This window comes from Marinobacter sp. (genome assembly GCF_965229985.1).
Taxonomy (GTDB): Bacteria; Pseudomonadota; Gammaproteobacteria; order Pseudomonadales; family Oleiphilaceae; genus Marinobacter.
In genome coordinates, this window is record NZ_OZ245935.1 from 1,112,548 (window position 1) to 1,124,771 (window position 12,224).

Consider the following 12,224-nt stretch of genomic DNA (forward strand, 5'->3'; position numbering starts at 1 on the left):
TTCAGGCCGTTAGCAGCTTCTCGATGTCGGCCCGGATATCTTCAGGTTTTGTGGTGGGCGGATAGCGGCGAACAACTTTGCCATCGGGCCCGACCAGAAATTTTGTAAAGTTCCACTTCACCTTCTCAGACCCCATAAGCCCCTTGGCTTCGCGCTTGAGAAAGCGGAATAGCGGATGTGCGCAATCGCCATTGACGTCAATCTTCGAGAACATGGGGAAATCGACACCGTAGTTCAGGCTGCAGAACTGGCTGATCGTAGCCTCGTCGCCCGGATCCTGATTCAGAAACTGATTACAGGGAAAGCCCAGGACCTCAAATCCTTTATCGCCCAATTCCTTGTGAAGGGATTGTAAGCCCTCGAACTGGGGCGTAAAACCGCACTTGCTGGCAGTGTTCACAATCAGGAGCACTTTGCCCTGATACTCTGCCATGCTTTTCTCGTTACCCTTGATATCCCGGACCTTGAAATCATAGACCGTTTCGCCTGCCATAAGGTTCTCCATCTGATGGTTTGCACTCTTCTTCAACCATTGTTCACAACACAGCCCAAAAAACCATGGCAATGCAGGCTCTATGGGGATCATTTTTAAAAACCGGTTCAGGTTTGTGAGCTAAATCTGCCTTATCAGGACACAATTCATCATAATTCCCCTGTTGCCGCCGGCCCTCGCTCCGCTAGAATAAAGGCCTGTCGTGTTGGCAGATGCCATTTTTCGATCTCAAAAGAAGGACGTCCGGGTCTTATGCAGAACTACTACAAATCCGCCAAGCTGGATAACGTGTGTTATGAAATCCGTGGCGTAGTTCTGCGGGAAGCGCGTCGACTCGAAGAAGAGGGGCATCGGGTACTCAAGCTCAACATCGGCAACCCTGCCGCCTTCGAACTGGATGTCCCTGAGGAAATCCAGCAGGACGTCATCTACAACATGCACCTTGCCCAGGGCTATGTGGAATCGAAGGGGCTGTTCTCTGCCCGTAAGGCGGTTATGCACTACTGCCAGCAACGGGGCGTCGACAAAGTCGATATCGACGATATTTTCCTGGGTAATGGCGTCAGCGAGCTGATCGTGATGACCATGCAGGCCATGTTGAACACCGGTGACGAAGTGCTGATCCCGGCCCCGGACTACCCCCTGTGGACCGCTGCCGTTACGCTTTCCAGCGGCAAGCCTGTGCACTATCGCTGCGACGAACAGCAGGACTGGTTTCCGGATATCGATGATATCCGCAAGAAAATTACCCGGCGTACCCGTGCCATTGTGCTGATCAACCCAAATAATCCGACCGGGGCGGTGTATTCGAAGGAGCTCCTGGAGCAGGTCATCGAACTGGCCCGCAAGCACAACCTTATCATCCTGTCCGACGAGATCTACGACAAGATTCTTTATGACGGTACCCAGCATATTTCCACCGCCTCACTGGCCGACGACGTGCTTTTCTTCACCTATAACGGCCTGTCCAAGAACTACCGGGCAGCAGGTTACCGTTCCGGCTGGATGATTGTCAGTGGTGCCAAGCATCGGGCAAAGGATCTGATTGAGGGCATCGACATGCTCTCCAACATGCGGCTCTGTGCCAATGTTCCGGCCCAGTTGGCCATTCAGACAGCATTGGGGGGCTACCAGTCCATTAACGATCTGGTGGCACCAGAAGGGCGGCTGTATGAGCAGCGGGAAACCGCCTGGCGAATGCTCAACGACATTCCGGGGGTAAGCTGTGTCAAGCCTCAGGGCGCGTTGTACCTGTTCCCGAAACTGGACCCGAAGCACTTCCCCATCGTGAATGATGAAAAGCTGGTTCTGGACCTCCTGTTGCAGGAAAAAATCCTGCTGGTACAGGGTTCGGCCTTTAACATTGATGACAAGCAGCATCTGAGAGTGGTGTTCCTGCCACGGGAAGACACCCTGGAGGACGCCATGGGCCGGCTCGGGAATTTCCTTGGCCAATACCAGCAATAACGGGGAAAACCATGGCGGATATTCACGTCGAGGAATTCTACAAGGATGCGGCGATTGCTCTGGTGCAGCTATACGGCGCATTCCCGCGTCGGATAAACCTGTTTGTCGAGGATATTGCCGGTCCGGATGAGCCGGACGAGTTCGGCCTCCACAGCAAGCGGCATATGGCCTGCTTTGGTGCCCTGCTCTGGCTTTCGGAGGAAGGCCTGCTCAGATACATCGATACCATCCGTCAGGAAGCGCTGGACCAGGCTGTGCTGACCCGAGACGCATTTATCCGCTTGAGTTCTCCAGCGCCGCAGGCTTTGGCCAGGGAGTTCGGAGTTCCCGAGGAAGGTTCGGCCAGCTCCCTGCCTCCCTCAGTCAAAGAAGATCTTTCCACTCACATTCATCTGATCCGGACAGCGCTGCGCAGCGGCAACTCCGCCCGAATCAGCCAGATCATGCAGACAACCTTCTTCGCGGACCGCGGCAATTATTAAATCACCGTAAGCTCGTTGATTGATTGAACCGCGGCCGCATATAACGGTCTGAATGACGGCTTTATTTTCTGCGACGAACTGATCAGGGAACCAACATGCGTATTCTGCTGTTTCTGGCAACCAACCTTGCTGTAATCCTTGTCGCCAGTTTCACACTGCGGCTGCTGGGCGTGGACAGCTACCTCGCCCAGAATGGTATTCAGTACGGCTCTTTGCTGGCTTTTGCTGCGGTCTTCGGATTCGCCGGCGCCATCGTGTCACTGCTGATATCCAAGCGAATGGCCAAGTGGAGCACCAAGGCCCGGGTCATTGATTCCCCGAGAACACCCGCCGAGCGCTGGCTGGTAGACACTGTGGCGGAGTTGGCCAAGAACGCCGGTATCGGCATGCCGGAGGTCGCTATTTTCCCGGCGTCCCAGTCCAATGCCTTCGCAACGGGCTGGAACAAGAACGATGCGCTGGTAGCCGTCAGCGAAGGACTTTTGCATCGCTTTAACAAGGATGAGATTCGGGCGGTCCTGGGCCACGAAATCGGCCATGTCGCCAATGGTGACATGGTGACGCTGGCGCTGATTCAGGGTGTGGTGAATACCTTCGTCATCTTTGCGTCCCGGGTGATTGGCTCGTTTGTCGACCGGGTGATTTTCAAGAACGAAAGCGGACATGGGCTCGGCTTTTTCGCGGTCAGCATCGTTGCCGAGATTGTCCTGGGAATACTTGCCAGTACGATCGTGTTCTGGTTCTCCCGCCGCCGGGAATTCCGGGCGGATATTGCCGGTGCCCAACTGGCTGGCCGCTCAGCCATGATCAGTGCCCTGGCGAGGCTGAAGCAGGAAAGCGAAGTGCCGGACCAGATGCCCGACAGCCTTCAGGCGTTTGGCATTAACCGGGGGGCCCGAGGCGGCCTGAGTGCCCTGTTCATGACCCATCCGCCACTGGAAGACCGCATACAGGCGTTGCAGAGCGCCAGACTGTAAACAAAAAAGCCGGGGTCTTATGACCCCGGCTTTCTTTTCGGAAGGGGCTACGATCAGATTTTCAGTTTGAACCCGATAGCCCGGAAACTGTCCTGCAGGGATTTGCTGGTGCCCTTGAGCTGAATCTTGAGGCTTGAGCACTCCCGACGAACCGGGTAGTCCCGGCGCAGTCTGTCAAACGCCGCACCCCGCTCTTCAGGAGAGCCTGTCATGGCGTTGCGAAGCCTTGCATCGTCCCGGCGCGGGTCGTAACAGGCCCGCAGAGCAATGCGAATCGCATCTTCTTCGTCGGCAGAGCTGGTAAAGGAAATCTTGCTGAGGGCTGGCTCCGGTAGAAACTGGCCTGCTTTTTTGCGAACCGGCAAACCGAGAAACTGGCTTAGAGCCTGATAGATCATTTCCGTTCCCTGCACCTTGCCTTCCAGGCTATATCCAGCAATGTGCGGTGTCGCCAGCCAGACCCGGTCAACCAGCTCGGGACGAATCCTCGGTTCCTGCTCCCATACATCCAGGGCCACAGTCGGCGGGTTGGCCTGTTCAAGACGAGCCAGCAGCGCTGACGAGTCGATGACCTCTCCCCGACCAGCATTGATAAGAAGCTGGCCGGCACTCAAGGCCGCAAGTTCGGCGCCCCCGATCATATGCAGAGTGGGATGGTCCCCCTCACGGGTCAGCGGAGTATGCAGGGACACCACATCACACTTCATGGCTTCTTCAAGCGCCACAAACTGCTGATCACCCTCTTCCTTGTCTGCTCTGGGCGGATCGCAAAGACGCACATCGAATCCAAGGCGCTCCAGCTTGTGGGCCAGCTCACCACCAACGTTACCAACACCTACGATACCGACGCTGAGCTGGGACCAGTCTGAAAGTCCGCGCCGTTCAGCATGCAGTGACAGCACGGACAACACATACTCGGCAACACTGTTGGCGTTACAGCCCGGCGCCGCAGAGAAACGGATCTCCGCCTGTTCTAGCCAGTCGAGATCGACATGATCGGTACCGATGGTGGATGTGCCCACGAACCGGACCCGACTGCCCTCCAGAAGTTCTCTGTTGACTCTGGTGACGGAACGAACCAGCAATATATCGGCGTCCCGGACATCCGCGTTCGACATGGTACGACCGGACACCCGTCGAATCTCACCGATATCGCCAAAGAAGGAGTCCAGTAGGGGAATGTTTTCGTCTGCTACGATCAACATGATGATGTCCGGCCCTGTCAGTTCCTGCGCTGACGCTGATTGCGACCACCCTGGCCACGACCGCCTGAACCCTGGGGGCGTCGGCCACGCTTGCGGGTGATCGGCGGGTTGTCCATCGGCGCCATGAGCGCCTCATCGGGCACCGCGGTCTTCAGTTTCTGGCTGATGTAGGTTTCGATGGCCGGGAGTGCAAAAGAATCGTCCTCACCGGCAAAACTGATGGAAACCCCATGCTTGCCAGCCCTGCCGGTACGCCCGATGCGGTGCACATAATCCTCGGCATTATCCGGCAGATTGTAGTTGAAGACGTGGGTCACGCCGTTCACGTGAATGCCACGGCCGGCCACATCGGTGGCGACCAGCACCTGGATACTGCCCTTCTTGAACTGGTCCAGGGTTTTAAGGCGTTTGTTCTGGGCAATCTCGCCAGACATCAGAGCCACCTTGACTCCCTGGTTCCTCAAGTCTTCTTCCAGGTCGCGGCACTGATCCCGGCGGTTGGCAAATACCAGCGCCTTTTCCACTTCCGGCCGTTTCAGGAAATTAACCAGTACCGGAAGCTTCTCGTCGTCGCCCACCAGGTAAACAGTTTGCTCCACCCGTTCCGCCGTTTTCTGTTCCGGCTCGATTTCCACGAACTCTGCGTTGCTCGTCCACATGGAGGCGAGATTGAGAACATCCTGGTTGAAGGTGGCACTGAACAGCAGGGTCTGGCGCTCCTCCTTGGGGGTGCACTTGCGGATGATCCGCTTCACATCCGGAATGAAGCCCATGTCGAGCATGCGATCAGCTTCATCAAGAATCAGGATGTCGAGCTGGTCCAGAAACACGTCCTGGGATCCGAGAAAGTCGATAAGGCGCCCGGGAGTCGCAACGAGAATGTCGACAATCTCGTTCTGCAGCTGGTCCCGCTGCTTGTCATAGTTCATGCCGCCCACAACCGTCACCACATTATGGCCGGTGTGCTGGCACAACTGCTCTGCGTCCTTGGCGATCTGCATGGCCAGTTCCCGGGTGGGAGCCAGTGCAAGCACACGGGGCTCAGAGGCAAATCGGTCTTTCTCGGGAATCGGGGTCTCCAGTAGACTCTGGATTGCCGTAATCAGAAACGCAGCGGTTTTACCGGTGCCGGTCTGCGCCTGGCCAATCAGATCTTCGCAGGCCAGTGTCCAGGGCAGTGTTTCTGCCTGAATGGGTGTGCAGTATTCGAAACCAATGGCGGTGATGGCATCCAGCAAACGCTTGTCGAGGTTCAGATCGCTGAATCTCAGGTCGCCGGTGTGTTTTGGGTCAGATGTCATAAAGTCTCAGTATTCCTGGGATGTCCTGATTCAGAATATAACGGAGCGATACGCCGGGCATCTTCTTGCCAGCGCTCTTCAAGGGCTTCTCCGGTACCATAAAACGTTGCCAGCGCATCAAAAAATGTCTGGGCCCGGTGCGGCAACCCCCGCACCAGATACTCGCCTGCCTGGTCCCGAACGTTGTGCCGGAACCGCTGTTCATTGGCGGCGCCAACTCCGGAGAGGTTGTCCACGCTGATGTTGAATCGGGAACCTGCAGCCACCGAAAACAACCATTCAATGGCCTGTGGCTTGACCTCGACCTGCTCGAAAGCCTCTTGTTGTTGCAGTGTACGGCCATCCGGACAGTACCAGTAACCATAGTCGTGAAGTGTGCGCCGGTGCTCACCAGCAATACACCAGTGGCTTATTTCATGCAAAGCGCTGGCATAATAGCCGTGAGCAAAAATAACCTGAGCGAGACCTTCGGGCCCGCTGGCAGGCAAGTATTCAGGTTCGTCACTGCCTTTGACCAGAACTGTCCGGTATGCTTCCCGGAAAAGGTCATTAAACAGCATGATAAGATCATTTGGACTGTGATTCATTGGGTGGCTATTGTGCGACTTTACCGCCCCCAATACCAGAGGGAACTTTGACAGCCCCCTCGTGTCCATTGCTGGCGTGATCCGGCAGCGATTGCGCTGTAACAGTCCGACTTGAAAAGACTCTACTTGAAGAGACACTAACCGGGAAATCGTACAATCAATGATGGCTTTCGCTGCAGTATCAAAGATGAAACGCCAATGGGCGAGTTCGCTTAGCCTGTTACTCGCACTCACCCTCATGCTTTGGGCCTCTTCGTCTGCCTGGGCCCTTGGCAGCAATGGGAGCTCCCTGTTTGGCGGCCAGGGCAACGAGTTCCTGCCTGTGGATGAAGCACTGCCCTTCAGTTTCACCACCGACGCTGACGCTGTCGTTCTCTCCTGGGATATCACACCCGGGCACTATCTCTATAGAGAACGGGTCAGCATCACCGCCACCGATCCCGATGTCGGGATCGGAGAACCGGCCTTTTCGGCGCCGGGAACGGTGACGGAAGACGAGTTTTTCGGCAAAACCACGGTATTTTTCGACCCCGTTGAAGCCCGTGTCCCGGTCTCGCTTCCCGCCGGCGCCCGGGAAGCCCAACTGCAGGTAACCTATCAGGGCTGCGCCAAGGCGGGGCTGTGTTACCCGCCCCAGACCCGGGATGTGCTTTTCTATCAGGGTAGTGGCGGCTCTGGCTCGCAGACAGCCTCGGCAGCCGGTTTTTCAGGAGGTGGCAGCGTACCCGTCGACACCGAGACCGCCACCGGTCTTGCCGGTTTTCTCGCCCAGCAATCCACCCTTGTGATAGCGGGGGTGTTTCTGCTACTGGGGCTGGGATTGACCTTCACCCCCTGCGTTCTGCCCATGGTGCCGATTATTTCATCGCTGGTTTCCGGCAGGAACACCCGAACCACGGGGCATGCCCTTCTCTTGTCGGGCAGTTACGTTCTGGGCATGGCATTGACCTACGCTGCAGCCGGCGTGTTGACCGGTCTGCTCGGGGCCAGCTTCAACCTTCAGGCACAATTGCAATCACCCTGGGTTTTGAGCGTCTTTGCCCTGCTGTTCGTGGTCTTCGCGCTATCCATGTTCGATCTGTTCGAGATCCAGCTACCCCGTTTCATTCGCGAACCACTCAATGACGCCAGCCACAAGCTCACCGGAAGCCGGGTTTTCAGCATCTTTGGTATTGGCGCCCTGTCTGCCCTGATTGTATCGCCCTGCGTATCGGCGCCGCTGGCTGGCAGCCTGTTGTATATCTCCACCACCCAGGACGCCGTAATCGGCGGAGTCGCGCTTTTTGCACTTGGCCTCGGCATGGGCATTCCATTGATTCTGGTGGCTGTCGGAGGCCGCAAACTGCTGCCAACTACCGGCCACTGGATGACCGCAGTGAAACACTTCTATGGTGTGATGTTGCTGGCGGTGGCCATCTGGCTGGTTGAGCGCCTGGTCCCGGGGTGGCTGGCACTGACGCTGTGGGGCCTTCTTGTTGCCATCACCGGTGTTCAGTTGGGCGCCTTTGATGCCGCTAAAGCGGGTTGGGAGAGAACACGCAAAGGCCTTGGCCTGGTCCTTTTCGCCTACGGCCTGGCTTTGCTCGCAGGCGCTGTGGGCGGAGCCAATGACCCGTTAAAACCTCTGGCTCCCTTTACAGTAGCCTCGGCGTCGTCCGGTACCGTTGGCACCGGAGGTCTCCAGCACGCGGATTTTTTGCGCCTCGAACAGCCCACTGAAATCCGGGCGATGTTGCAGCAGGCCCGGGAACAGGGCCGGCCCGTTTTGTTGGATTTCTATGCCGACTGGTGCATTTCCTGCAAGGTCATGGAGCGCAACGTGTTCAGCAAGCCGGATGTAGTCCAGGCGCTTGCCCCCTACACCTTGTTGCAGATCGACATGACCGACAACACACCGGAACAACAGGCCATGCTGGACGAGCTTGGCCTCTTTGGCCCCCCGGCCATCCTGTTCTACGGCAGCAATGGAGAAGAGCTACCCCGGCGGCGGGTACTTGGCGAAATGGATCGGGAGGAATTCCTTGGTCACCTCCGGTCGCTGCGCCCGGAGGTTTAACGCTATGGGCAGCTATTGCCCACGGCGTATCAGATAGATAAACAGGTCATCGTCTTCAGTCTGGTTTATCAACTCGTGACCAAGGAACTGGCAGAACCTCGGTATGTCCCGGGTCGTGGAAGGATCAGTGGCCAATACTCGCAACACACCACCGGGTTGAACATCATTGATCCGGTTATGAAGCATCATCACCGGCTCCGGGCAGAAAAGGCCGCGGGCGTCCAGCTCCAGGTCGTATTCGGTTGCGCTCACACTTGGTCTCCTGTCATTGAACCTGATTTTTCGTAAAAACCTGCTAAATTATTGTTTATAACAGTTAAAACACTTGGAGGTTTGTCATGATCCGGGTTCTGATTGAACGCCATATTGCTGAAACCCTGGAAGCAGCTTACGAAGAACGTTCGCGTAAGGTTCTACAGCAGGCTGTGAGTGCGCCCGGATTTATTTCCGGCGAAACCCTGGCAGACAGCCATGACCCCAATCACCGGTTTACCCTGGCCAATTGGCGATCTGAAGCGGATTGGGACCGCTGGTTTCACTCCGATGAACGCCGCGAGCTCATGCTGGAGCTTATTCCCATGATGGACGAAGAAGAACACATAACCGTTCTGGAGCAAAGCGCCTTCTAGCCAGTCCGCTCAATGAAACAGGTGATCTCTTCCCTGTCATGATACAAGTGGCGGGCCTTGAGACGAAAGCCGATGCCCGCCGCACTCAGGCCATTGACGAGAATGTCCCGACAGATCAACCACTCGTCGTACCGCTTTTTCATCGGCAACTTGAGATTGAATACCGTGTAACGACAAAGGCCCTCAGCAAGCCAGGTAACAGCCAGCTTTGCGGTTTTCCTGGGCTGATCCACAATATCGCAAACCATCCAGTCGATACCCCGTTTGGGGCGCCAGCCATAGCCATCCGCTTCCACATGCTCCACCTGCCCCGACGCCATCAGCTCGGCGTTCATGGGGCCGTTATCAACGGCGGTTACCATCATGCCCTGGCGCACAAGCTGCCAGGTCCAGCCTCCGGGGGCGGCTCCCAGATCAGCGGCTTTTTTGCCGCCACCAAGGTAGTCCAGTTCCTGATCAGGTGGCAGAAAGACCTTCCAGGCTTCCTCAAGTTTCAGGGCGGACCGGCTGGGCGCTGAAGCTGGCAACCGAAGTCGCGGTATACCACCGACATACCGGGCGCGGTTATCCGCCAGACTGAAACCGACAACCACCGAGGCGAAATCCGGCAGGAACACCTCGAGGCGGGCCGGGGCCGAAGCATTCTGGTCGGCCTTGAGCAGGCCAGCTCCTCGCAAGCCCCGGGAGAGAGGCGATACCCACTTTCGGGCAAAGTTACCAAGATCACCATCCGCGTTATTTTCCGACAACCGGACTTCCAGCCGCGCGCAACCGGGGTAACCGCGCCCGAGGCCCCTGAGCCCTGCTATCACGGCACCAACACGGTCCGCTTCCGGGAGACTGAATTCCCCCAGCACCACCATCCAGTCACGGACGAAAACCAGATCATCGAGGGCGACGCGCGCCATCAGATCATCCGGAGTTTCAGGCGCAGCCGGGTAGAAACGCACCAGCCCCTGATCTTTAACAGGCTCGAAATAGCCGAAGATACCCCGTTCCGCGGCGGAGTCGGTTATTTCACGGCCGGCTTCGGTTTCAAATCCGGGCCGGCAAAACACTAGAATCTGTTCCATGCATTTCCCGAAACAGGGTTGGAGACCAACCCGTAAAAGTTGAATCTGTTTAACAGCGCAGATTGTCCTCTCTGGCTACACTTCCCGCTCTGATAACCGCGGGAAGCCATGAATGACGTCCGTTTTGCGCTTGATTGCCATTCTCAGCCTTTTGCTGGTCCCTGCCCTGGCGTTGCCAGACGAAGGATCCGTCCCGTCCGGCTGCCCCACACTCGAGGCAACCGATCCTGCCGCCCGCGCTTCCCTGATGCAATATGTTTGCTATTACAGCGCCCCGCCGGGCGCGCCTGGCCATACGGCGACAGATCCGGAACAGCTTCCGGAGGATCTGGAGTGGACGCCGGCAAACGGGCGGGACCTGGTGTTCAGCCATACCAAATCCGTTTACTGGGCCCATCTGCACGTCAGAAACTCCGGGACTGAACGTGCCGGCTGGTACCTGAAAGTCAACTACCCCCTGCTGGACGAAGTTACATTCTGGCAAACCGGGGATGATACTACAGAGACACTGGTTACCGGTGATCAGCGTCCTTTTGCATCCCGGGCGGTAGACTACCGGTACTTTCTGCTACCCGTCACACTGGATGGCGGCGAGACCCGGTCTTTAACGATCCGGATCCATAGCAATGGCGCGCTGAACGTGCCGCTCAGTTTTGAAACTGCGGCAGAAGTGATTGCCCGCAGCAATCACCTGACACTGACTCACGGGCTTTTCTATGGAGCCCTGCTGGTATTCGCGGTCTTCAACCTGCTGCTCTTCTTCAGCTCCGGAACCGGTTATTACTTCTATAATGCGTTCTACCTTGCGGCACTAGGGCTCTTTTTGTTCGCCATGGGCGGATTCGCCAACCAGTACTTCTGGCCAGACAATGCCAGCTTTGCCAATACGTCCATTCCTCTGTCTTTGTCACTTTGCGCCTTAGCCATGATACTTTTTGGCCGGTCGTTCCTGGAAGTGGGCCGGGGAACCATCTCGGAGACCGTGCTCAAAGGTCAGGCCTGGTTCTGCATCGGGTTCCTGGCGCTGACACTGATCCTGCCCTACAACAAGACCATTCTGCTCAACACGGTTCTGGCGATGACGGTTATTTCGAGCCTGTTCATTATTGCGGCGGTCCGGTGGAGGCAGGGCTATCAACCAGCCATCTGGTACCTGCTGGCGTGGCTGATCATGCTCGTTGGCGGCCTGATATATGCTCTTGCGGCCTTCGGCTACCTCACCGACTTCCTGGCGCGGGAAGCACTGATGCAATCGGCGGTGGGTGGTCAGGTGATCCTGCTGAACTATGCCATGGTGCAGCGATGGCGCCTGCTCAACCAGAAACTTCTGGATGTGGAACACAGTGCAAGGACAGAGCTCGAATTCAAAGTGCACGAGCGCACTGCACAGCTCAGAAACACCATGAGGGAACTGGAAAAGGCCAACCGGAAGTTATCGACGATGAGTCTGAACGACGCCCTCACAGGCCTGCATAACAGAAGGCACCTGAATAACATTTTCCCCGAGCTGTGCGCCGAAGCCCGTCGAACCTCCCAACCACTGACTCTGGCTCTGGTAGACGCCGACCATTTCAAGAACATTAACGACACCTGGGGCCACGGTTTCGGGGACACCTGTCTTCAGTTCATCGCCGAAATGCTTACCCGACATGTAAAGCGCCCGAGGGATGTAGCTATCCGCTTCGGCGGTGAAGAGTTTGCGCTGCTGCTACCGGGAACCGATGCCTCAGGCGCCCTGAACGTCTGTACGGCACTGCTTGAGGATATCGCCAGTACCCCGCTTTTGTCGCCGGATGGTACCGAGGTAAGAATGACTCTGAGCGCCGGCATCGCATCACTCAACCCCGGCGAGACTCAGAACCAGCTGTTCGAGAGAGCAGATGAAGCGCTGTACCGCGCGAAAAGCAAAGGCCGCAACCGCGCTCAGCTATCTGAAGCTATTGAAGTGGAGTAA

Annotated in this window: 12 protein-coding genes; 6 read left to right on the top strand and 6 right to left on the bottom strand. The window is 56.9% G+C overall.

The window, feature by feature from the left end; genetic code table 11:
- Position 1 precedes the first annotated feature (1 nt).
- Complete coding sequence (locus ACO06L_RS05065; RefSeq protein WP_202347490.1) at positions 2–493, bottom strand: glutathione peroxidase; 492 nt, start codon at positions 491–493, stop codon at positions 2–4.
- A 252-nt stretch (positions 494–745) separates the two neighbouring features.
- Here ACO06L_RS05065 and ACO06L_RS05070 point away from each other — a divergent pair, with 252 nt between their 5' ends.
- From ACO06L_RS05070 to htpX, 3 genes are all read left to right on the top strand, one after another.
- Positions 746–1,960 carry a pyridoxal phosphate-dependent aminotransferase gene (locus ACO06L_RS05070; protein ID WP_064230190.1) on the top strand — a complete coding sequence of 405 codons (1,215 nt, stop codon included), beginning with the start codon at positions 746–748 and terminating at the stop codon, positions 1,958–1,960.
- Positions 1,961–1,971: 11 nt separating this feature from the next.
- Positions 1,972–2,442 (top strand): hypothetical protein, encoded by a 471-nt coding sequence (locus tag ACO06L_RS05075; RefSeq protein ID WP_064230191.1) that lies wholly within the window; start codon positions 1,972–1,974, stop codon positions 2,440–2,442.
- 95 nt (positions 2,443–2,537) lie between these two features.
- Positions 2,538–3,419, top strand: coding sequence for a protease HtpX (gene htpX, locus ACO06L_RS05080; RefSeq protein WP_064230192.1), 882 nt, complete (start codon positions 2,538–2,540; stop codon positions 3,417–3,419).
- 53 nt (positions 3,420–3,472) lie between these two features.
- On the opposite strand, the gene pdxB is transcribed toward htpX, so the two are convergent.
- Genes pdxB through ACO06L_RS05095 form a run of 3 tightly spaced genes read right to left on the bottom strand, consistent with a single transcriptional unit; the run spans position 3,473 to position 6,512 of the window.
- The gene (gene pdxB, locus ACO06L_RS05085; protein ID WP_202347489.1) at positions 3,473–4,624 is read right to left on the bottom strand and encodes a 4-phosphoerythronate dehydrogenase PdxB; all 1,152 of its coding nucleotides are present in this window, start codon (positions 4,622–4,624) and stop codon (positions 3,473–3,475) included.
- A gap of 17 nt (positions 4,625–4,641) precedes the next feature.
- Positions 4,642–5,925, bottom strand: a complete 1,284-nt coding sequence (locus ACO06L_RS05090; protein ID WP_064230194.1) for a DEAD/DEAH box helicase — start codon at positions 5,923–5,925, stop codon at positions 4,642–4,644.
- Complete coding sequence (locus tag ACO06L_RS05095) at positions 5,922–6,512, bottom strand: elongation factor P hydroxylase (protein WP_064230195.1); 591 nt, start codon at positions 6,510–6,512, stop codon at positions 5,922–5,924. The genes ACO06L_RS05090 and ACO06L_RS05095 overlap by 4 nt, the downstream gene beginning before the upstream one ends.
- 160 nt (positions 6,513–6,672) lie before the next feature.
- On the opposite strand from ACO06L_RS05095, the gene dsbD reads away from it, so the two are divergent.
- Positions 6,673–8,568, top strand: coding sequence for a protein-disulfide reductase DsbD (dsbD, locus tag ACO06L_RS05100; RefSeq protein ID WP_064230196.1), 1,896 nt, complete (start codon positions 6,673–6,675; stop codon positions 8,566–8,568).
- A 12-nt stretch (positions 8,569–8,580) separates the two neighbouring features.
- On the opposite strand, the gene tusA is transcribed toward dsbD, so the two are convergent.
- Positions 8,581–8,820 carry a sulfurtransferase TusA gene (gene tusA, locus ACO06L_RS05105; protein ID WP_064230197.1) on the bottom strand — a complete coding sequence of 80 codons (240 nt, stop codon included), beginning with the start codon at positions 8,818–8,820 and terminating at the stop codon, positions 8,581–8,583.
- A gap of 86 nt (positions 8,821–8,906) precedes the next feature.
- Here tusA and ACO06L_RS05110 point away from each other — a divergent pair, with 86 nt between their 5' ends.
- Entirely contained in the window at positions 8,907–9,197 is a 291-nt protein-coding gene (locus ACO06L_RS05110; RefSeq protein ID WP_008174741.1) for an antibiotic biosynthesis monooxygenase family protein, read from the top strand.
- On the opposite strand, the gene rlmM is transcribed toward ACO06L_RS05110, so the two are convergent.
- Positions 9,194–10,270 (bottom strand): 23S rRNA (cytidine(2498)-2'-O)-methyltransferase RlmM, encoded by a 1,077-nt coding sequence (gene rlmM, locus ACO06L_RS05115; RefSeq protein ID WP_202347487.1) that lies wholly within the window; start codon positions 10,268–10,270, stop codon positions 9,194–9,196. The genes ACO06L_RS05110 and rlmM overlap by 4 nt on opposite strands.
- A 112-nt stretch (positions 10,271–10,382) precedes the next feature.
- On the opposite strand from rlmM, the gene ACO06L_RS05120 reads away from it, so the two are divergent.
- The gene (locus ACO06L_RS05120; RefSeq protein WP_064230199.1) at positions 10,383–12,224 is read left to right on the top strand and encodes a sensor domain-containing diguanylate cyclase; all 1,842 of its coding nucleotides are present in this window, start codon (positions 10,383–10,385) and stop codon (positions 12,222–12,224) included.

Excerpts from the sequence above, each read along its gene's own strand:
- ACO06L_RS05065 (WP_202347490.1), bottom strand. The coding sequence starts at position 493 with ATGGCAGGCGAAACGGTCTATGATTTCAAGGTCCGGGATATCAAGGGT.
- ACO06L_RS05070 (WP_064230190.1), top strand. The coding sequence starts at position 746 with ATGCAGAACTACTACAAATCCGCCAAGCTGGATAACGTGTGTTATGAA.
- ACO06L_RS05075 (WP_064230191.1), top strand. The coding sequence starts at position 1,972 with ATGGCGGATATTCACGTCGAGGAATTCTACAAGGATGCGGCGATTGCT.
- htpX (WP_064230192.1), top strand. The coding sequence starts at position 2,538 with ATGCGTATTCTGCTGTTTCTGGCAACCAACCTTGCTGTAATCCTTGTC.
- pdxB (WP_202347489.1), bottom strand. The coding sequence starts at position 4,624 with ATGTTGATCGTAGCAGACGAAAACATTCCCCTACTGGACTCCTTCTTT.
- ACO06L_RS05090 (WP_064230194.1), bottom strand. The coding sequence starts at position 5,925 with ATGACATCTGACCCAAAACACACCGGCGACCTGAGATTCAGCGATCTG.
- ACO06L_RS05095 (WP_064230195.1), bottom strand. The coding sequence starts at position 6,512 with ATGAATCACAGTCCAAATGATCTTATCATGCTGTTTAATGACCTTTTC.
- dsbD (WP_064230196.1), top strand. The coding sequence starts at position 6,673 with ATGATGGCTTTCGCTGCAGTATCAAAGATGAAACGCCAATGGGCGAGT.
- ACO06L_RS05110 (WP_008174741.1), top strand. The coding sequence starts at position 8,907 with ATGATCCGGGTTCTGATTGAACGCCATATTGCTGAAACCCTGGAAGCA.
- rlmM (WP_202347487.1), bottom strand. The coding sequence starts at position 10,270 with ATGGAACAGATTCTAGTGTTTTGCCGGCCCGGATTTGAAACCGAAGCC.
- ACO06L_RS05120 (WP_064230199.1), top strand. The coding sequence starts at position 10,383 with ATGACGTCCGTTTTGCGCTTGATTGCCATTCTCAGCCTTTTGCTGGTC.